At 33.8% G+C, this 22,386-nt stretch carries 19 protein-coding genes; all 19 read right to left on the reverse strand.

Annotated features, from left to right (window positions below; translation table 11 throughout):
* Positions 1–285: 285 nt before the first annotated feature.
* The gene (locus tag JOC75_RS06050; protein ID WP_204953152.1) at positions 286–4,599 is read right to left on the reverse strand and encodes a PolC-type DNA polymerase III; all 4,314 of its coding nucleotides are present in this window, start codon (positions 4,597–4,599) and stop codon (positions 286–288) included.
* 240 nt (positions 4,600–4,839) lie between these two features.
* Complete coding sequence (locus JOC75_RS06055; RefSeq protein ID WP_204953153.1) at positions 4,840–6,540, reverse strand: proline--tRNA ligase; 1,701 nt, start codon at positions 6,538–6,540, stop codon at positions 4,840–4,842.
* A gap of 178 nt (positions 6,541–6,718) precedes the next feature.
* The gene (rseP, locus tag JOC75_RS06060) at positions 6,719–7,978 is read right to left on the reverse strand and encodes an RIP metalloprotease RseP (protein ID WP_204953154.1); all 1,260 of its coding nucleotides are present in this window, start codon (positions 7,976–7,978) and stop codon (positions 6,719–6,721) included.
* A gap of 15 nt (positions 7,979–7,993) precedes the next feature.
* On the reverse strand, positions 7,994–9,145 hold the full coding sequence (gene dxr, locus JOC75_RS06065; protein WP_204953155.1) for a 1-deoxy-D-xylulose-5-phosphate reductoisomerase: 1,152 nt from the start codon (positions 9,143–9,145) through the stop codon (positions 7,994–7,996).
* Positions 9,146–9,335: 190 nt separating this feature from the next.
* On the reverse strand, positions 9,336–10,139 hold the full coding sequence (locus JOC75_RS06070; RefSeq protein ID WP_204953156.1) for a phosphatidate cytidylyltransferase: 804 nt from the start codon (positions 10,137–10,139) through the stop codon (positions 9,336–9,338).
* 17 nt (positions 10,140–10,156) lie between these two features.
* Complete coding sequence (locus JOC75_RS06075) at positions 10,157–10,936, reverse strand: isoprenyl transferase (RefSeq protein WP_204953157.1); 780 nt, start codon at positions 10,934–10,936, stop codon at positions 10,157–10,159.
* 124 nt (positions 10,937–11,060) lie between these two features.
* The gene (gene frr / locus JOC75_RS06080; protein ID WP_146946674.1) at positions 11,061–11,618 is read right to left on the reverse strand and encodes a ribosome recycling factor; all 558 of its coding nucleotides are present in this window, start codon (positions 11,616–11,618) and stop codon (positions 11,061–11,063) included.
* A 2-nt stretch (positions 11,619–11,620) separates the two neighbouring features.
* Complete coding sequence (pyrH, locus tag JOC75_RS06085; RefSeq protein WP_146946675.1) at positions 11,621–12,343, reverse strand: UMP kinase; 723 nt, start codon at positions 12,341–12,343, stop codon at positions 11,621–11,623.
* Positions 12,344–12,582: 239 nt separating this feature from the next.
* Positions 12,583–13,464 carry a translation elongation factor Ts gene (gene tsf / locus JOC75_RS06090; protein ID WP_204953158.1) on the reverse strand — a complete coding sequence of 294 codons (882 nt, stop codon included), beginning with the start codon at positions 13,462–13,464 and terminating at the stop codon, positions 12,583–12,585.
* 240 nt (positions 13,465–13,704) lie between these two features.
* Positions 13,705–14,406, reverse strand: coding sequence for a 30S ribosomal protein S2 (gene rpsB, locus JOC75_RS06095; RefSeq protein WP_146946677.1), 702 nt, complete (start codon positions 14,404–14,406; stop codon positions 13,705–13,707).
* Between the two features lie 215 nt (positions 14,407–14,621).
* A complete protein-coding gene (locus tag JOC75_RS06100; RefSeq protein ID WP_204953159.1) occupies positions 14,622–15,092 on the reverse strand; it encodes a hypothetical protein in 471 nt (156 codons plus the stop codon).
* An 84-nt stretch (positions 15,093–15,176) separates the two neighbouring features.
* A complete protein-coding gene (locus JOC75_RS06105; protein ID WP_204953160.1) occupies positions 15,177–15,458 on the reverse strand; it encodes a hypothetical protein in 282 nt (93 codons plus the stop codon).
* 175 nt (positions 15,459–15,633) lie between these two features.
* On the reverse strand, positions 15,634–16,401 hold the full coding sequence (locus JOC75_RS06110) for a FliA/WhiG family RNA polymerase sigma factor (protein ID WP_204953161.1): 768 nt from the start codon (positions 16,399–16,401) through the stop codon (positions 15,634–15,636).
* A gap of 82 nt (positions 16,402–16,483) precedes the next feature.
* Complete coding sequence (locus tag JOC75_RS06115; protein ID WP_204953162.1) at positions 16,484–16,984, reverse strand: chemotaxis protein CheD; 501 nt, start codon at positions 16,982–16,984, stop codon at positions 16,484–16,486.
* Positions 16,974–17,618: a chemotaxis protein CheC gene (locus JOC75_RS06120; RefSeq protein ID WP_204953163.1), complete on the reverse strand. Its 645-nt coding sequence runs from the start codon at positions 17,616–17,618 to the stop codon at positions 16,974–16,976. The genes JOC75_RS06115 and JOC75_RS06120 overlap by 11 nt, the downstream gene beginning before the upstream one ends.
* Before the next feature lie 10 nt (positions 17,619–17,628).
* The gene (locus tag JOC75_RS06125; RefSeq protein WP_204953164.1) at positions 17,629–18,093 is read right to left on the reverse strand and encodes a chemotaxis protein CheW; all 465 of its coding nucleotides are present in this window, start codon (positions 18,091–18,093) and stop codon (positions 17,629–17,631) included.
* 176 nt (positions 18,094–18,269) lie between these two features.
* Entirely contained in the window at positions 18,270–20,318 is a 2,049-nt protein-coding gene (locus JOC75_RS06130) for a chemotaxis protein CheA (protein ID WP_204953165.1), read from the reverse strand.
* A gap of 97 nt (positions 20,319–20,415) precedes the next feature.
* Positions 20,416–21,510 (reverse strand): protein-glutamate methylesterase/protein-glutamine glutaminase, encoded by a 1,095-nt coding sequence (locus JOC75_RS06135; protein WP_204953166.1) that lies wholly within the window; start codon positions 21,508–21,510, stop codon positions 20,416–20,418.
* Positions 21,510–22,382, reverse strand: a complete 873-nt coding sequence (locus tag JOC75_RS06140; RefSeq protein ID WP_204953167.1) for a MinD/ParA family protein — start codon at positions 22,380–22,382, stop codon at positions 21,510–21,512. The genes JOC75_RS06135 and JOC75_RS06140 overlap by 1 nt, the downstream gene beginning before the upstream one ends.
* Positions 22,383–22,386 lie beyond the last annotated feature (4 nt).

Here is a 22,386-nt window from a genome sequence, read left to right on the forward strand (position 1 = left end):
TATGCAAATTTATCCTGATCCAATATAGCATAGGTGTTAACTCTGGAATGACATTTTATTGAGTCAGAAAGCTGTATATCAGAACTCTAATGTTTAAATCATGCAATTAGCATTTGCTTTTAAATTGGGTTAAAAATTGCTTTTTTTATCATATTTAAGTCAATAAGCTTGTAAACTTTAAATAATGAAGAAACTTAAAATAAAGCTGTTTTCTCAAACTCTGTTGCTTTAAATAATACTGTTTTCACAACATGCTTTGTTAGCAATAATCGTTCAGAAAAGAGCTTAAAATAAAGACAATTGATTCTGATCTGGTAGCTCATCCAAACAACCATGTGTTGTTAAATATTCAATGATTGTTTTAGACACTCTTCCCCTTTGTTGAAGATCTTCTTTTGACAAAAATTCACCATCTTCTCTCGCCTTTACAATATTGATGGCAGCGTTTGTCCCTAATCCAGGGATTGAGTTGAAAGGTGGAATTAAACTATTTCCGTCAATAAGAAACTCTGTTGCACTCGAACGATAAAGATCAACTTTTTGGAAGGAGTACCCTCTTTCACACATTTCTAGTGCTAATTCGAGAACTGTTAAAAGATTTTTCTCTTTTGGAGATGCATCTAACCCTTTAACATTTATTTCTTCAATTTTCGCTTTTATTGGTGTGGATCCTTTAACCATTGTGTCTATATCAAAATCATCTGCACGTACGGTGAAATATGCAGAATAATATAGCAAAGCATGATGCACTTTAAAATAAGCAATCCTAACAGCCATTAATACATATGCTGCAGCATGAGCTTTTGGAAACATGTATTTAATTTTTAGGCAAGAGTTGATATACCAATCTGGAACCTCTTGTTTTTTCATCTCTTCTTCCATTTCATCTGATAAACCTTTTCCTTTACGAACAGACTCCATTATTTTAAAAGCAAATGAAGGATCTAGCCCCTGGTAAATAAGGTAAACCATAATATCATCTCGACAACCAATAACTTCGCTTAAGGTACAGATATTATTATGGATCAATTCCTGAGCATTACCTAGCCATACATCTGTTCCATGTGAAAGTCCGGATATTTGTACCAACTCGGAAAATGTTGTAGGCTTTGTATCTTCAAGCATTTGACGAACAAATCTTGTTCCAAACTCAGGAATACCTAATGTTCCAGTTTTACACATAATTTGTTCTGACGTGACACCTAATGATTCAGTTCCACTAAAGATTTTCATCACTTCTGGATCATCTGTTGGAATCGTCTTTGGATCTATACCACTTAAATCTTGAAGCATACGTATAACTGTTGGATCATCATGCCCAAGTATATCAAGCTTTAGTAAATTATCGTGTATAGAATGAAAATCAAAGTGTGTTGTCTTCCATTCAGAACCTGTTGCATCAGCCGGAAATTGGATTGGTGAAAAGTCAAAGATATCCATATAATCAGGAACTACTATAATTCCACCTGGATGTTGCCCTGTTGTTCTTTTAACACCAGTGCAACCTTGTACAAGACGATCAACCTCTGCACCTCTATGAACAATATTGCGATCATTTGCATAACCTTTTACATATCCATAAGCTGTTTTTTCAGCAACTGTCCCTATTGTTCCAGCACGAAAAACATTATCTTCTCCAAATAGAATTTTTGTATAATTATGAGCTGTTGGCTGATATTCACCAGAGAAGTTCAAATCTATATCAGGTACTTTATCACCTTTAAAGCCAAGAAATGTTTCGAAAGGAATATCATGTCCATCTTTTTTATATTGACCACCACAATGTGGACATTCTTTATTAGGTAAATCAAAACCAGAACCAACTGAACCATCATTAAAAAACTCTGAATGCTGACAATCTGGACAAACATAATGTGGAGGCAATGGATTAACCTCTGTTATCTCTGTCATTGTTGCTACAAACGAAGAACCAACAGACCCACGAGATCCTACTAGGTAACCGTCATCTAGCGATTTTTTTACAAGCTTATGAGAAATCAAATAAATAACAGCAAATCCGTGACCGATGATACTTTTCAACTCTTTTTCTAGTCTAGCCTCAACAAGTTCAGGGAGATTTTCTCCATATATGCTTCTTGCTCTTGAATAACTCATCTCTCTGACTTCTTCATCAGCACCCTCAATTTTTGGAGTGTAAAGATCATCTTTGATAGGTTTAATGTCATCGATCATATCTGCTATTTTATTTGTATTATCAACTACAATTTCCTTTGCTTTCTCTTTACCAAGAAATGAAAAACAGTCCAGCATTTCATCGGTTGTTCTAAAATGAACATCAGGAAGCTCATGACGATTTAAAGGATTAGCTCCACCTTGTGAACTCACTAAAATCTTTCGGTAAATTTTATCGACAGGGTTTAAATAATGAGCATTACCTGTTGCAACTACTGGCTTCTCTAACTTTTCACCTAGTTTCACAATATTTGAAACGATCTCTTGAAGTGCAACTTCATCTCTAATATAATCCAAGTCAATTAAATGATTATATACCTCTAAAGGGTGAACCTCTAAATAATCATAAAACGAGGCGATCTCTTCAACTTCCTCTGGAGATTTTTGCATCATACCTTCGAACACTTCACCTTTATCACAAGCAGAGCCTACTAAAAGTCCTTCTCGATATTTATTTAACTGTGAACGAGGAATACGAGGAACTCTGTAAAAATAGTTTATATGAGATATAGAAACAAGTTTAAATAAGTTTTTTAAGCCTGTCTCATTTTTAGCCAAAACAATTGCATGGTATGGTCGTGACCTTTGATACGAATTTCCTTTTCCCATATTATCATTAAACTGATCGTGATATTCAATTTCCTTTTCAGCAGAATCTTTTAACATCTTAATTAAAAGATAGCCTGTTGCCTCAGCATCATAAATTGCTCTGTGATGCTGTGTTAATTCAATATCAAATTTCTTACATAAGGTGTTTAGACGATGATTTTTCATTTCTGGATATAGAAAACGACCTAATTCAAGTGTATCAATAACAGGGTTTTTAGCTTTTGCTTCTCCTAGAAGCTTTTTGTAACCTACATTTAAAAATCCCATATCAAAGCTGGCGTTATGAGCAACTAAAATATCATGACCTATCCAGTCTTTGAACTTTCGTAAAACCTCATCTACATTTGGTGCAGTTCTTACCATATCATCAGTAATACCTGTCAACTCAATAGTGGTTGCTGATAATGGGTGGTGGGGATTAGCGAAGGATTCAAACCGATCGATAATTTCTCCACCACGAATTTTAACTGCAGCAAGCTCAATTATCGTATCATAAACTGCAGAAAGTCCTGTTGTCTCAACATCAAAAACTATATAAGTTTCATCAGGTAGAAACCGATGTTCATCATTATAAGCTATAGGTACACCATCGTTTACAAGATTAATTTCCACACCATATAAAACCTTTACGCCATTCTTTTTACCCGCTGAATAAGCTTCAGGAAAGGATTGTGCCACAGCATGATCTGTTAAAGCAATCGCTTTATGCCCCCACTTTTTTGCTTGCTCTATATACTTGCTAACAGATGTTACAGCATCCATTTGACTCATTGGTGAATGCAGGTGAAGCTCCACCCTTTTTTCATCTTCTGGTGCTTTATCTTTTCTTTCCCTTGGAGAAATTTCATTAATATCATTTGCGATCATAACCAAATCACGTACAAAAGTATCATTTTGAATGCTTCCTCTTACCTTTAACCACATTCCTTTTTTAACAGCTTGAACTAATGCAGCATCTTCTTTGTCTCTAGCGAACATCTTGACAAGTATTGAGCTCGTATAATCAGTAATTTTGAAGGTTAGTAATGTTCTTCCACTACGTAACTCTCTTGTTTCAGCATCAAAAACATACCCTTGAATAGCAATTCTTCTTTCTTCATCTTCAATAGAGACAAGAGTCCGAATGTCTTCATCATCTTTGATCGTATATCCAATTGTTAATGGGCCTGAAAGTTCAGGCATGGATGATTCTTCTCTTTCCGCATTCTCCATATCTGTTAATGCTTGGAAGCCACGTTCTTTGTCTTCTTGCATCTTTTGTTCTTGGAATTGTTTAACTTCCTCTTCGCTCACAGCGACAGTTGTTTCCATTTGAAAAGTTGGGAAGCCAAATTGTTGGAAGCTATCTTGAATTAATGAAGCATATTTACGCTTAATTGTCATTGATTCTGTATCATTTCTTGTTTTGATTATGACTTTGACCCCTTGAACAGTTGGTTTTTGTTCATTTAACAATGAAAGCATCGGTGGAGAAATGCCATCCATTTGCTGAATACAAGTTGACCAATAATCTTGCACTAAATTTTCATCAAATGCTTGGTCTACAGTTTCAAAGGAAAATGTCACATCTGCAATATGAGAAAATGCTTTAGTTATTTTTGAATAAAATAACTGATATATATTAAAAGGGAGGATCTTTTCAAACTGAAAATGAAAGTGCCATTTTTTTATTTGTTTATGAACCGTTAATTTTGCAATAGAACCATTTTTAAAGTGAACAACAGCTGCATCTTCAGTTAAATTTATTTGTTGAAGTAAAAGTTGAAATCGCTCTATTTGTGTTGTCTGATTCTCCATTATCTTTTCCCCTCTCCATGAAGGTAATATCTACTAAAACATATTAGCAATCACAACTGAAGAGGCTGCCTCATTTTTATAGACATCATACATATGTCCATTCACTCGAGTCAGCCTCTTCTCGTCTTATATTTATCTATCTTAACATGCTTTTATAGTTACTGTAAGCTTTTTATAATATCTGAATTTAAGAGAAGCAATAAAATATTATTTTCAGATCCCTTAATTCAACTATTATCATTAACCTAGAATTTCTGTTAATTTTTCAGTAAGATCATTAAGATTAACTTCAAATGACTCTCCTGATTTGCGTAATTTGACCTCTACAATACCTTCATCAGCTTTTTTACCAACGGTTATACGAACAGGTAATCCAATAAGATCTGAATCAGCAAATTTCACACCAACTCGTTCTTGTCGGTCATCTAAAAGTACTTCATAGCCCTTTGTATTAAGCTCCTGATATAGGTTTTCAGCAAGTTCTCTTTGTGAATCATTTTTAACATTAACTGGTATAATGTGAATGCTAAAAGGTGCAATATTTTCCGGCCATACAATTCCGTTTTCATCATTATGTTGTTCAATAATCGCAGCTAATGTTCTAGAAACTCCAATTCCATAACACCCCATAATCATAGGTTGAGCACGACCATTTTCATCCAAAAATGTTGCATTCATAGCTTCACTATATCTAGTTCCTAGCTTAAATACATGACCTACTTCAATTCCTTTTGCAAATTGAATGGACCCTTTTCCATCTGGTGATGCATCACCCTCTAGAATAAAGCGAAGATCAGCATATTGAGAAACTTTAGCATCTCTGTCAAGATTAACGCCCTTATAATGGTGATTTTCTTCATTAGCACCACAAACACCATTAATAATAACAGAAACAGCTTGATCTGCTACAACGTCTATTTCATTTGGAATGTTTATTGGTCCTACATAACCAGGCACACAATTTAATACTTCTTTCGTTTCGTCTGCGGTTGCTAGCTCAACAACAGAAGCACTAAAAAGATTTTTCACTTTTATATCATTTATTTCATGATCACCACGAGCTAATACTAAAACAAATTTTTCATCAACTTTAAATAAAATCGACTTTATACAAGTTTCTTTGGAAACATTTAAAAAAGAAGAAATTTCTTCAATTGTACGTTGATTAGGTGTTACGATTTTCTCAAGCTCATTTTCTGCTTCATTGCTTTTCTCATATTCTGCAATAACCGGTGCCATTTCAACATTAGCTGCATATTGTGAGCTATCGGAATATGCAATTGTGTCTTCACCTATTTCTGACAATACCATAAATTCATGAGTATCAGTTCCACCCATTGCACCTGAGTCAGCGATAACAGCTCTAAAATTCAAGCCACAGCGTGAAAAAACATTTTGATACGCTTCGAACATTTTTGTATAACCTTCATCAAGACTTTCGTTCGTTGCGTGAAATGAGTAAGCATCCTTCATAATAAATTCACGTCCACGTAACACACCAAAACGTGGTCGTTTTTCATCTCTGAACTTTGTTTGAATTTGATATAATGCAAGTGGTAGCCTCTTATAAGACTTCACTTCATCGCGGACAAGGCTTGTGATCATTTCTTCATGAGTTGCCCCAAGAGCAAAATCACGGTTATGGCGATCTTTAAGTCTCATCAATTCAGGACCATAAGAATACCAGCGTCCTGATTCCTGCCAAAGCTCAGCTTGTTGTAATGCTGGCATCAGTAATTCAGATGCACCTGCATGATTCATTTCTTCACGCACAATTTGCTCTATTTTCTTAAGAACTTTATGAGCTAATGGTAAGTAACTATAGACACCACTTGTGTTTTGTCTAATAAATCCTGCTCGTAGCATAAGCTGGTGACTTTTGACCTCAGCATCAGCTGGAATTTCTCTTAGAGTAGGAATAAACATCATACTTTGTTTCATAACGAGCACCTCTACCTTATCAAACTTCTTTAAAATCTCCGGAAACCCTCTAGAGCTCAACGGATAATAAATTTACCCAAATAATTCCAATGTATCAACTTTAATTCTAGTTTTATTTCAATAACACATAATGATCTGCTTTTGATTATCGATTTAGTTTTAGTAAATCAGTATATTTTTATAAAAATAATCGTTGAATATCATTCCATGTAACTACAAGCATTAATAACATAAGTAAAGAAAATCCAATAAAATGAACAATACCTTCTTTTTGTCGATCAATCGGCTTTCCTCTTAATGCTTCTACAAATAAGAAGAGTAGTCTTCCACCGTCTAAGGCAGGGATAGGTAACAGATTGACAATACCTAAATTAATACTTAGAAGAGCAGCCCATCTTAGTAAATTAGTTGTACCAGATTCTGCAACTTGATCTGTCATATCATATATCCCAACTGGACCTGAAAGCATATCAATTGAAAATTGACCTGTAACTAATTTTCCAAACCCTATTAAAATCTCTTTAGTCCAAGTGTATGTTTCAACAAAACCATACTTAAGAGAGCTTACAAAGGATTTATCAACTGGGTTATACGCCCCAATTCTACCAATCGTTTCTTCACCAACTTTAGCAGCATCAGGTACTACTTCATAACTTAAAATATCTCCTTGACGCTCAATTTCAAATGTTAATTCTGTTTCAGGATTTTGCTGAATGATTTTAACGACTTCTGCCCAAGATGAAGTTGATTCTCCTTCAATGGAATGAATAATATCTCCTTCTTGTAACCCTGATTCTTTTGCTGATCCATCATTAGTTAACTGTCCTAATTTTGGATCATCAACAGGAGCACCTTGAAGAAGTCCTAATGAAAAAAGAATGACAAAAGCTAATAAGAAGTTCATTGCTGGTCCAGCAAATATCGCTGCAATTCTTTGTCTTACTGTTTTAGACTGAAATTGACGATTGTATGGTGCAATTTGTATTTCCTGACCATCTACAATAAAATAAGATGTTTCACTAACATCAAATCGCTTTATAAAATCTTCTTCACCGTGTTCGTAACCTGAAATAAACATGTTATGTTCTAAATCAACATTTTCTACTTCAATTACACGAGCATTTGGATACTTTTCTTTATTATTCAAAATAATTTTTTCCACTTGTTCTTCTTTGTTAAAAAGTAACCCCACGTTATGACCAGGCTTAACTTCAATTACTTCGGGATCCTCACCTGCCATTCGAACAAAACCACCTATAGGTAGTAAGCGAATGGTATAGATTGTTTCATTTTTTTTAAATGACAATATTTTTGGACCGAACCCTATAGCAAATTCCCGACAAAGTATTCCTGCACGATTTGCAAATATCAAATGCCCTAATTCATGAAAAAATACAAGAGCACCAAAAATAAGAACAAAAGCTATCACTGTATTCATACTGTATGACCACCCTTATGAGATTAATGTTTGTACAAAATTTCTTGTTAGTTGATCAACTTCTTGAATCTGCTCTAAACCTGGATGTGCGATGCTCTCATGCTTATCCATTGCTCTTTCAATACATTCCTCTATTTGTAGAAACTTAATTTGCCCCTTCAAAAAACTGGCGACAGCTTCTTCATTTGCTGCGTTCAAAACTGTAGGCATTGTTCCACCTATTTTACCTGAATCATAAGCAAATTGTAAGCATTTATATCTGTTAAAATCAGCTTTTTCAAAATGAAGCTTTCCAAATTCCCATAATTCAAGTCTTTTAGATTTTTCTAACGGCAGTCTATCAGGATAAGTTAAAGCATATTGAATAGGGCCTCTCATATCTGGTGTACCTAATTGCGCTTTTATACTACGATCTTGAAACTCTACCAAAGAGTGAATTATGCTTTCTTTATGTAGTAATACATCAATCTTTTCATAAGGAATATTAAATAACCAATGCGCTTCAATAACCTCTAAACCTTTATTCATCATTGTAGCTGAATCTATGGTAATTTTTGCACCCATGGACCAGTTTGGATGATTGAGTGCTTGCTCTACTGTTACTTCATGTAGTTCTTCTCTTTTCTTATCACGGAAACTACCGCCTGAGGCTGTAACAATTAACCGATCAATTGTTTTTTCATTTTCACCTTGAAGACATTGAAATATAGCAGAGTGTTCACTATCAACGGGTAATAACTTCACATTATACTTTGCAGCATGCTCCGTGACTAAATGCCCTGCTGTAACAAGAGTCTCTTTGTTTGCTATAGCAATAGTGATGTTATTCTCAATGGCTCTTAAAGTAGGAACTAACCCTACACTTCCCACTACTGCATTAACAAGACAATCTACCCCATCATAAACTGCTGCTTCTATAAGAGCATTATCGCCATATCCAAATTTAATGTTGTTACTTGAAAATTCTAATTTAAGCTTTTCATATGTTTCTTTGTCTTTTACAGCTACAAATGCAGGTTTAAATTTAGAGATAATTTCTACACCTGTTTTAATGTTACTTCCAAATGACATTGCCACAAGTTGAAAATGTTCAGGATGTGATTCAATGACATCCAAGGTTTGGGTACCTATCGAACCTGTAGCTCCTAATAAGCTAATTTTTTTCACAAGTTCACTTCCAATCAATAAGAATGCGTAAGATACGCGTCCATTTTAACATTAGGCACTGTTAAGATTTCTGTTACAAGCAGTCCCTATTGAAATGAATAAAACCTTTTAAAATGCTTTAAAACTGCCAAACTTAATTTTTCAACTTAATCCATCGTCTGAAACCTTGATAATATAAGCTTTTAAACAATTAGTTAAAAAGGATCAACATAAAATGTAGAAGTGGCAAAACAAATAGCAAACTATCGAATCGGTCTAAAATACCACCATGACCGGGTAAGATCGTTCCAGAATCCTTCACATGATAATGTCGTTTTAAAGCAGATTCAACAAGATCACCGATTTGTCCAAAGATTGAAAGTAAAGTTGTCATCACAATAACCACAAATACATTATCTAAAATATCTGTAAAATAGTGATAGATACAAGCAAAAATTACAGCAAATAAAACCCCACCAACAGCACCTTCAATTGTTTTATTAGGACTTATTTCAGGCCACAGTTTATTTTTACCCATTGCCCGCCCTACAAAATATGCTCCAGAATCAGTCACCCATATCAATAATAATGCATAAAAGATCAGCTCTAGACCACCTTGTAACTCGGAATTTCTAGTTTCAATAAGAAAATAAAAACCGATGCCTAAATAAAAAATTGCAATAACGACGAAACCTACATCATCGAACGTAAATTTATTTTTCGTTACGACAGTATAAGTTAATAACAAAAGTAATGCTAATAATGCAAACTCAGATTTAGAAAAACCTTCTAATAGTACTGTTATATAAGTATTTGGTATTAATAGAACCCATAATATTAATAAACTGACTAGCCCTGGGAAACTAAATAAAGATATTTTTTTCATTTTTAACAGTTCATGTAACGCAATTGATGCTAGCAAGTAAACAAATATAGTAAATGGAAGCTTTCCATAAATAACAAATGGAAGAAAAAGAGCTGCAGCTAATATTGCGGTTAAAATTCGTTGTTTCATTTTTAGTTCATCACCTTTTAAATACCACCAAATCTTCTTCCGCGTTGTTGGTATGTATATATTGCTTGTAAAAGACATTGTTCATTAAAGTCCGGCCATAGTACTTCTGTAAACCAAAACTCAGTATAAGCAAGCTGCCAAAGCATAAAGTTACTTAATCTGATTTCTCCACTTGTGCGAATTAATAAATCAGGATCAATTAATGATCGTGTCATTAAATATGAAGATAAAACATCTTCATCAATGGCTTTGCTTTCTATATTCCCATCTGCAACATCTTTTGAAATGTTTTGAACAGCGGTAATTATTTCTGCACGGCTACCGTAATTTAATGCAAAGTTTAATACAAGTCCATTATTATGTTCTGTTTCTTTAATTGCCTTTTCTACAGCATTAAAAGTATGCTTCGGGAGTTTACTTTTGTCTCCCATTATTCTAACCTGTACATTTTCCTCAATTAATTCAGGTAAGTAGGTATTTAAAAACTCTTCAGGAAGCTTCATTAGATAATCGACTTCCGTTTTTGGTCTTTTCCAATTTTCTGTAGAAAAGGCATATAGCGTAAGCACTTCAACACCGAGCTCATTCGATTGTTTAGTAATTTTACGTACTACCTTCATACCTTCATGATGACCTGCAATTCTTGGAAGTGCACGTTTCTTTGCCCATCTCCCATTACCATCCATGATGATAGCAATGTGCTTTGGTATCTCACCCTTTATTATTTCCTCTTTATTAAATGTTTGTTTGTCAAAAGGCTGAGGAGTTCCCTTTAATTTTTTAAGTAGTTTGAGCATGTGATTCCTCCATCACCCAATAATTCATGATCTCTTTATACCATGATTATGTTAACAGTATTAACAAAAAAACCCCCTGTAAACGTTAGAGGGTCTTTCATTACTTATTGTACATATTTTTTTGTTAAACTTCCATGATTTCTTTTTCTTTATCTTTTGCAACACTGTCTACTTTAACAATGAATTCATCTGTTAACTTTTGGATGTTTTCTGTGTTGCCTCTTAGCTCATCCTCAGTAATTTCACCATTTTTTTCAAGTTTTTTCAAATCATCATTACCATCTCTTCTAACATTACGGACAGCAACTTTTGCTTCTTCAGCATATTTCTTTACTAATTTCACAAGCTCTTTACGTCTTTCTTCTGTAAGAGCAGGGATTGATAAACGAATAATAGATCCGTCATTAGAAGGAGTTATACCTAAATCAGATTTTTGGATAGCTTTTTCAATATCTCCTAAAACTGATTTATCATAGGGCTGAATTACTAATAGACGTGCTTCAGGAACACTTATAGAAGCAAGCTGATTAACTGGAGTAGGAGCACCATAATAATCAACAGATAATTTATCTAGTAAATTAGCACTAGCTCGCCCAGCTCTAATTGATGCTAACTCACGACTTAAAGAACTAACTGCCTTTTCCATTTTATCCTTAGTGTTTGCCAATACTTCTTTAGCCACGTTTATTTCCCCCTTACGATTGTTCCGATATTTTCACCGACAACCACACGTTTAATATTACCTTCTTCCATAATCGAAAAGACAATTAATGGAATATCATTATCCATACATAAAGATGAAGCAGTTGAATCCATTACTGCTAAACCTTCTTTTAAAACATCTAAATAAGATAATGTTTCATATTTTACTGCATCTTTATCTAATCTAGGATCAGCATTATAGACACCATCAACATTGTTTTTAGCCATTAAAATGACATCAGCTTCAATCTCAGCAGCACGTAAAGCTGCAGTTGTATCAGTTGAAAAGTATGGATTTCCTGTTCCTGCTGCAAAAATAACGACACGTTTCTTCTCTAAATGACGAATCGCTTTCCTTCTTATGTAAGGCTCAGCCACTTGTCTCATCTCGATAGAGGTTTGTACTCTAGTTTGAATACCAAGTGTTTCAAGACTATCTTGTAAAGCAAGAGAATTCATTACTGTAGCGAGCATTCCCATGTAATCAGCGGTTGCACGATCCATGCCCATCTCACTACCAATTTTACCTCGCCATATGTTTCCCCCGCCTACAACTACAGCAACCTCAACATCTAACTCAGCGATTTCTTTTACTTGTTTTGCTATTGATTGAATGACAGATGGATTAATACCAAATCCATTATCACCTGCTAGTGCTTCACCACTTAATTTAAGTACAATACGTTGATATTTTGGTTTACTCATATTTACCTCCAACTCTAGTTCCGCTTCTAATTAAAGCGTTAACGGCTCGCTATAGCCTTAGATCGGATAAGCGGTTCATTAATAGAAGGTATTTGACCTTCTATTAATGGGCAGCTTATATTTTTCTTAGTAAAATTACTCTGTTTATCTTCAAAAGAAGGGAACACACAGCTGTGTTCCCTTTTTACATTTTTAGCATCAAGTTTAAATATGTTGTATATTTTTCCGAAAAATGAAAGTTATTTTTTAACTTGGCTCATTACTTCTTCAGCAAAATTGTCTTGACGCTTTTCAATACCTTCTCCTACTTCGTAACGGATGAATGTATTTACAGTACCACCTTTTGATTCAACAAATTGCTTTACTTTTTGATCAGGATTTTTAACAAAGCTTTGGTCTAATAAACAAATATCTTCAAAATACTTTCCTAAACGACCTTCAACCATTTTAGCTACGATATTTTCAGGTTTTCCTTCGTTAAGAGCTTGTTCAGTTAAGATTTTACGCTCATGCTCAGCTTCTTCAGCAGAAACTTGGTCACGAGAAACATATTTTGGGTTAACTGCAGCTATATGCATAGCAACATCTTTAGCAGCAGCTTCATCAGTAGTTCCTTCTAATAAAGTTAACACACCAATGCGTCCGCCCATGTGTAAGTATGCACCGAAAGAATCATTGTCTGTTTTAGAAACGATAGTGAAACGACGAAGAGTAATTTTCTCACCAATTTTTGCAATTGCAGAATTAATGTAATCAGCAACTGTTGTTCCATTATCCATTGTTTCAGTTAAAGCTGCTTCAGCGTCAGCAGGCTTCTTAGCTAATAAGAAATCTGCTAATCCATTAATTAATTCTTTGAAACCTTCATTTTTTGCAACAAAGTCTGTTTCAGAGTTAACCTCTAAAATTACTGCCTCATTACCACTAACTTTAACTAGAGTAGAACCTTCAGCAGCAATACGATCAGCTTTTTTAGCTGCTTTTGCAATTCCTTTTTCACGAAGGTAATCAATTGCTTGATCTAAATCTCCATTTGTTTCAGTTAACGCTTTTTTACAATCCATCATTCCTGCGCCTGTTTTCTCACGTAATTCTTTTACCATTTGTGCAGTTACTGCCATAACGGTATTCCTCCTTAAAGTTCAATTAAATTTATTTAACACTTGTACATTAGCAAGGGATAACCAATATACATCATCTTCCTATTTGAAAGGTTAATGTAGTAGAAATCTCGCTATTGCTTTTCATATATTATATCCAAAACAATAGTTACTCAAAAAATGTTACCCTATAAAAATCATATGTAGCTTACTTTAAAAAAAGGTGATAAAAGGCTATTCCCCCTTATCACCTTTTGCACATTAAGCAGGTGTAGTTTCTTCACCTTGTTTAGATTCTAAAATTGCATCTGCAATTTTTGCAGTTAGAAGCTTAACAGCACGGATTGCATCATCGTTTGCAGGGATTACGTAATCAATTTCATCTGGATCACAGTTTGTATCAACGATACCTACGATCGGAATGTTTAATTTACGAGCTTCTGCTACTGCGATACGCTCTTTACGAGGATCGATAATAAATAATGCATCTGGTAATTGCTTCATGTCTTTAATTCCGCCTAGGAATTTTTCAAGACGCTCAAGCTCTTTTTTAAGTTGTACAACTTCTTTTTTAGGTAGAACTTCAAAAGTTCCATCTTCCTGCATTCTTTGAATATCTTTAAGACGCTTAATACGTTTTTGGATTGTTTCAAAGTTTGTTAATGTACCACCTAACCAACGTTGGTTTACAAAGTACATTCCAGAACGTTCTGCTTCTTCTTTAACAGAATCTTGTGCTTGTTTTTTTGTACCTACGAATAGGATTGTACCGCCTTCAGCTCCAAGTTCTTTAACGAATTTGTAAGCTTCCTCAACCTTTTTAACAGTTTTTTGAAGGTCGATGATATAAATTCCGTTACGCTCTGTGAAGATGTAACGTTTCATTTTTGGGTTCCAACGACGTGTTTGATGACCGAAGTGAACACCAGCTTCAAGCAATTGCTTCATTGATATTACTGACATGATTTGTTCCTCCTAATGGTTTTGATCTCCTCCGCTTATATCATCTTTAAACAAAACTGTTAATTTTACTTATGAAAAAAACAGCACCAATGCTTAAATCTATAAGCGTGTGTATTAACACCAAAAATTAATATACCATATCGAAATATGACAATCAAGGTTTAAGTGAAACTTCTTTTGTAATTAATTGTCGATAAGAGGTTGTCTTCTTCAAATTATTGACGAAATTTTAAGATAAGCTCAATCTCAGTTTTTCCTTTATTAAATTTTCTGGCAATCTGTTCTATACTATAGCCATTTTCATAAAGATTTATAGCCTCGATTTCAAATGGTAATGTATCTGTTTCAGTTAGTGATGATTCACTTATTTCAATCGTATCTTTTACTTCTTCTATTTGACTTAGATGCTTCGGTAGAGCCTCATCCTCATTCTCTTCTGGTTTACTTTGTTTCACCTTATCGAGGTCATAACTATTGGCTTTAACTGCTATGTTATTTACTTTGGCATTCTCGCTATCCTTTTGAACTATTTCCTGAGAAGACAATGCAGAATTGTTCGATAATTGATCTATTAATCGATCATTTTCATCTTTCATCTCAATTAAAAAGCTAGTCATCGAAGTTTCTGTATCTTCTAGAATTTCCCTTTGGCTATCTGTTAAACTTTTCATTGTAGAATATTTCATATAGAGAACCACAATAAAATAAAAAGCTACTACATGAAGTAGTAAACTTATCAAAATTAATATAGTCGTAATAAACATCCTCTCTTATCCAAAAAAATCTATGTTTTTACCTTTGTAAGGATGATCGGGATTCTCTTCTTCTATTTGTTCCTCTTTATTTCTTCTTTCATCTTTACTTTGATGATTAGATTGCTCCTTCTTTAAGAGCAATTTTGCACTTTCATCATTCTCTTGAACTTGGGTTCTCTGCAATTCTACTTGTTTTTGAAGAGAATTTGCAAGCTGGTCTTGGCTTATTTGACCTCTTTGGTTTAATTGCTCCTGTATCTTTCCAGCATCATGTGTACGAGGCAGAGCAATTTGCATTTCAATACTTTTGAAACTCAGAATGAATCACACCCTTTTGTCTCTGTATGTCCATACTCATTCTTTATATCTTGGTGTTATTTATATTGTCCTGGTGTTTAGCAAACAATGGTACCTACATAAGATTAAATGATCCTAGTAAACTATTCGTTTGTTTTTTGCATGTAGTTTTATACTAATGAACAACATTTTCAAGTATTTTTCTTAACTTAAATAGCGCCTTCGAATGGATTTGTGAAATTCTAGAGGTTGATAAATTCATCACTTGACCAATTTCAGTTAGTGTTAATTCTTCTTTATAGAAAAAGCTAATAACTAATTGTTCTTTTTCACTTAACTGAGTAATCACTTCTGACAATTTTTCAATTAATTCTTCTTTAATTAATTTTTCATCTGGCGTTTCTTGGTTATCATCCTTAATAGTAAATCCTAATGTTTCACCGTCATCCTGATCAAACATTTGATCATCTATTGACAAAACATTAGCAAAAAAACCTTCATTTATAACATTAACAACTTCACCTTCGGATAAACCTAGTTCAGTTGCAATTTCTTGTGGAGTTACATTTCTCATATGCCTTTGTTCAAGCTTAACAATGGTTGCTTCAACCTTTTTTGCTCTTTCACGAGAGCTTCTAGGTAGCCAATCCTCTTTACGAAGACCATCAATAATCGCTCCTCTTACTCTAAAAGAAGCATAGGTATCAAATTTAAGGTCACGATTTGGATCAAATTTCTCTAAAGCATCGTATAGCCCAAATAAACCCAGGCTCATTAAATCGTCCTTGTTAACACTTTTGGGAAGACCTACAGAAATCCGTTGAACATGATAAGAAACAAGGGGCATATACTTTTTTATTAGAACATCACCTGCATAAGAGTCACGAACATCTATCCATTTTTGCCATATTGCTTGTTCTTCAGTTAAAGTTATTTGTGACATTTCAATCCCCCTCATCATGATTTTTTAAATTTATTGGCTATGTTATAAACTGCTATTAAATGTGATAAACATAGCCAACCTATTAAATCACTTTTGTACCTTGATTGACTGTTCGAATCATTAATTCACATGTTGCCGGATTAAATTCAATAGTACGACCACTATTTCCTCCAACGTCTTCGCTCAGAAGATGAATATGGTTAGAGTGTAGAATTTTTTTTATAGCTTCGACATTTCTTGGCCCTATCCTCATCATGTCACTAGCAGATTGGAATTGGAACATCTGAGCTCCTCCAGCCATTTTAGCTTGAAGAGACCTTACTTTTGCTCCAGCATCAGCTAACTGACTAATTAACAATGGAATAGCAGTATCTGCATACTTAGCATGATTAAAATCGTTCTTATTAGCAAGTGAAGAATCAGGTAGCATAATATGAGCTAAACCGCCAATTTTATTAATTTTGTCAAATAAAATAAGACCTACACAAGAACCTAATCCTGATGTGCGGATATGATTTGGCATTTTCACTACATTTAAATCTGCGATACCTACTTTAATTATCTCTAATGATTCAAGCTTCATTTGTTACACCCAGTGCTTTGAATAATTTATCAAATGAATCGGGATCTGGTAGAAGGAAGAAATGACCTTTTACTAGATCACTTTCAAGCTGATCTTCTTCTTTTATAACCGTGTCAATTATTATTGCATAATCACTGACATGAGATAATTCAATTAATCCGTGACTAATAACAGCCCCAAACATGTCAACAGTAAATGCAGGTACAGAAGGATATATAGTGAGATTCGTTAGATCAGACAATGAAGAAAGATATGATCCCGTTAGAATATTTCCTAGTTCTTGAAATGCTGATAATCCTAGTTCATTTTCACTTGATTGTGACGAAAATGAGAAGCTTGGATCCATAATCAACTGTTGAATAAAACTTTCTGCTTGTTCAATGCTTAGAACAAAAAAGAGAGAACCAGGTATATCTCCTTCCATTCTTAAAAACACACTGGCAATAACAACATCAGGTCCACCCAAACGTTCCATTAATTCATTAAAGGAAACCACTTTTACATCAGGTACATTCATATCAATTTTTTTATTTAATAGTTTCGAAAGAGATGTAGCAGAGTGACCTGCTCCAATATTACCAACCTCTTTTAAAATATCTAAATGTTCAGGCGATATACCTCCGATAAAATCCATACATTAACTCCTATACACTTAGCTTAGAAGACACATTTTCCGCTTTTAACACCTGTGCTAAGTCAATCATTACAATTAATCTTTTATCTAATTTTGCTACACCCTGGATATACTCCGCCTGCACAGACCCTACTACTTCAGGTGCTGGCTCTATTAAATCTTGATTAATATCAATAACATCATTTGCAGCATCCACTATAAATCCAACTTCAATATCTTCCCTTGAAACAATGATCATTCTAGTACTATCAGAGTTCTCAACTTCTTCAAGATCAAAACGTCTACGTAAGTCAATTATTGGTGTAACAACACCTCGTAAATTAATAACTCCTTTAATATAAGAAGATGTTTTTGGAACTCTCGTTATATGTTGGACTTTTTCAATTGATCGAACTTGTTCAACAGGAATACCATATTCCTCATCCTTTAATTGAAAAACAATAACTTTTACATCATTTGATTGAAATTCACTCATCTTATAAACCCCTTTCTAATAAGCACTTCTATTTGTTAAAACAAATAGTTAATTATTTCTATACTATTATTCAATTGACCGTTGTTCCTATTATCTAATTTTCATTGTTAAATAATCTTATAATAGGAACCTCAAATCAATTTATCTATTAAGTTCTTTCCTTCTTAAAAAGTTGCTTATTTAATTAATGAATTACAGTCTACAATTAATGCGACTTGTCCATCACCTAGAATTGTTGCTCCAGAGATAGCGAAAACGGAATTTAAATAGTTTCCAAGTGACTTTAGTACAATTTCCTGTTGACCAATGAAAGAGTCAACAACTAAAGCGGCCATTTTTTCTCCTTTACGGACAATTATTAATGAAACAAAGTCTTCATTCTTCACAGTATCTGCCATTTCAAATACCTCTGATAAAAAGACTAACGGTACTATTTTCCCTCTAAAATCAATTACCTTTTGATTATGAGCATGAAGAATTTCTTCTTTTTTAATAACGGCAGTTTCAATAATAGAAGATAAAGGTATAGCATATTTTTCATTTTGTAGTTCTACTAACATGACTGAAATAATAGATAAAGTTAATGGTAGTTGAATTGAAAATAGTGAACCTTTTCCTTCTTGAGCATCAATATCCACTGTCCCACCAAGTGATTCTATTGTACTCTTAACAACATCTAACCCTACACCTCGACCAGATATATCAGAAATTTTATCAGCTGTAGAGAAGCCTGAAGCTAATATAAGCTCATAAACCTGTTTATCAGTCAATGTAGAAGCAACCTGAGGTGTAACAATTCCTCGATCGATTGCTTTATTTAACACTCGTTCTCTGCTTATCCCTGCACCATCATCTTCAATCTCAATAAAGACATGGTTTCCGCTATGATATGCTCTTAAAACAACATTTCCTTCTTCAGGCTTACCATTTTTCATTCGAACATCTGGCATCTCAACGCCATGATCTATTGCATTTCTTAACAGATGAACAAGTGGATCACCAATTTCATCTATTACTGTTCTATCCAATTCTGTCTCAGCACCGACAATTTCAAGATTAATTTTCTTATTTAAATCTTTTGCTAATTGTCTAATCATTCTTGGGAAGCGATTGAATACTGTTTCAACAGGTACCATTCTCATATTTAAGATGATATTTTGAAGATCTCCTGAAATTCGAGACATTCTTTCTACCGTTTCATCTAATTCATTATTATTTAGTTCTTTTGATATTGACTCTAATCTACCACGATCTATAACTAGCTCTTCAAAAAGGTTCATCAGAATATCTAAACGTTCAATATTAACACGAATTGTTTTAGAGCTTGTGGCAGCTGCTGCAACCTGCTTTGAGGCTGTTTTCACTTCTTGTTCTTGAACCTTAGTTGAGTTGGTGTCATTAAGAATTACTTCATTTTCCTGAGTTGAAGATTGTGACTGATTTTGAGTTTGATTATTTCTTGAAGTGTCAATGATGTGTACCTGGACATCTTCAATTTCTGAAACCTTCATCACTTTATTTTTGATATCATCACTAGATTCCTTTGTAACAAAAGCGACTGTAAACTTAGAATCAAACTTCTCCTCTTCTAGTAAATCTACTGATGGTATTGATTTAATTACTTCTCCAGAGTTCTCAAGTATTTCAAATACCATGAAAACCCTAGCAGCTTTTAACAAGCAATCCTCTCTAAGAGTGATCGTCAATTCATATGCATGAAACCCTTGTTCTTTAGATTGGTTAATAACTGTATATTCGAAATCATCATAGTCTTCAATTACTCTACTAGATTGGTTAAGTTCATTTGTTACAACAGCTTCTGGTGCTGATTCAGAAGTTAAATCCTCACCCTTTTCTATTTTTTTAAGTAGCTCAACTACCTTTGATACATCCTTCTTACCATCTCCACCTTCAGCAATCGAGAATACCATTTCCTCTAGGTCATCTACTGAAGCAAATACAACATCTAAGATATCGGCATTGACAGATAGTTTTTCATTTCTTATTAAATCAAGTACGTTTTCCATTTGATGTGTAAGACTTGCTAAATCTTCATAACCCATTGTTGCACTCATACCTTTTAGAGTATGGGCTGAACGAAAGATATCATTAACAATAGAGATGTCACTAGGGTTCTTCTCCAACTCTAGTAATTTTTCATTACAAGCTTGTAAGTGCTCTTTGCTTTCTTCTATAAATACTTCTAAGTACTGGTTCATTTCCATTAAGGTACACCCCTTAGTTTCGTCTGTTGTTAATTGTAAAATCAAATTAAAACACTGCTTAATGCACATTAAAGTATAAATACTTAACAGCTTTTTATTAATTCTCTAGAAAATCCACAATAGCTGCTGCAATATTTTGAACATCCTCTACTTTATCAACAAAAGTTGTGCCAACAGCAGCTTTAGGCATTCCATAAACAATAGATGTTTGTTCAGATTCTGATATTGCTTTCACGTGACCTGTATTTTTAAGCTTTTTTAATCCATCAGAACCATCTGCTCCCATACCTGTCATAATTACAGCGATTTTATTATAATCAGGGATTTCAGAAATGGATTCGAACATAACATCTACAGAAGGTCGATGACCGTTTCTTATATCAGATTGATCGATTTTAATTGTTAAAGAAGTTCCTGATTTTATAACCTTTAAGTGGGAGCCACCAGGCGCAATATAAGCAGTTCCATTCTTAACGACTTCTCCATTTACAGCTTCTTTAACTGTTATTAACGAAACTGTATTTAAGCGATTAGCTAAAGATAACGTAAATCCTGGAGGCATATGCTGTACAATAAATATTGGAGCATTAATATCTGCAGGTATTTTCGGTAACACTTGCTGTAGTGCTCTGGGCCCACCTGTTGATGTACCAATACAAACCAATGATTTATTTTTAGAGATTTTGTCGATAAACTTTGGTCTTTCTTTACTCTTTGAGTCTATTTTACTATATTCTTGTTGCATTTTGGGATATTTTTTCGAATTTTGTTGTTGTAATGAATTAGGTATATTAGCTCTTTTTGCCAATTTAACTTTTTCAATTAGATCCTCTTTCACTTTATATAGATCTAATGAAATAGCACCCGAGGGTTTAGCAATAAAATCAAAGGCACCATACTGTAATGACAGGATTGTATTTTCTGCCCCTTCTTTTGTTGTACTAGATAGCATAATGACAGGTCTTGGGAACTGTTTCATAATATCCTTTAAAGCCTCTAGACCATTTTTAACGGGCATTTCTACATCTAGTGTTACTACATCTGGATTTAATTCCTTAATTTTTATTAAAGCATCTTCACCATTCCTAGCTACACCAACAACTTCTATATTTTCATCCTCATTTAGAAAATCAGTAATTAGTTTTCTCATAAAAGCTGAATCATCTACAACAAGTACACGTATTTTTACCATTATATTTGCCTACCTTTCATGAAGAAACTCTTTAATTTCGATATAAAAGGTGTTGATTCTGGTATTTCTTCATCTTTATGACTTCTAGTCAAAAAGTCCTTAGAAATTGATAAAAGTGCTTTGCTTGCTTTGCAGCTCGGCTGATATAAAAGAACTGGTTGTTGATCTATAACAGCTTTCATTATTGAAGAATCATCAGGTATAACTCCTAATAAAGTAATTTCACGGTTTAAGAACTGTTTCATTGTTTGAAACAATCTTTGAAAGGTTTGATCACCAACTTTATTGTTAAACGCACGATTTACAACAATGGAAAAAGGCATTGTTTGGTGATTTACACAAATATTCTTAATAGCTGAATAAGCATCTGTCATAGAAGTCGGTTCTGGTGTTGTTATGACAATAATTTCATCAACAGATAATATAAACCTTAAGCTATCTTCTGAGATGCCGGCCCCCATATCGAAGATTATAAAATCGTATGCTTTAAAGAGATAATCTAACTCATTTAAGAACAGGTGAAACCTTTCTTCATTCATTTTAAAAATATCACCTAAACCTGTACCACCTGATATATAATCTAGACCATTTGGACCATGAGAAATGATATCAACTAATGAAAGATTTCCTCGAAAAAAGTCAACAATTGAATGATTTGAGCTTTCACCAATAAGGATGTCAATATTCCCCATACCTATATCTAAATCAAATAATAAAACTCTTTTATTTTCTTTTTGTAATGCTAAGGAGAAATTAAGAGAAAAATTTGATTTCCCAACTCCTCCTTTTCCACTCATAACAGCAATCGATTTAGCTCGAAGCTTTAAACTTTTTAATCGTTCTCTTAAACGTTCTGCTTGATCATTCGCCATATGA

Source organism: Metabacillus crassostreae, from assembly GCF_016908395.1.
Classification (GTDB): Bacteria; Bacillota; Bacilli; order Bacillales; family Bacillaceae; genus Metabacillus; species Metabacillus crassostreae.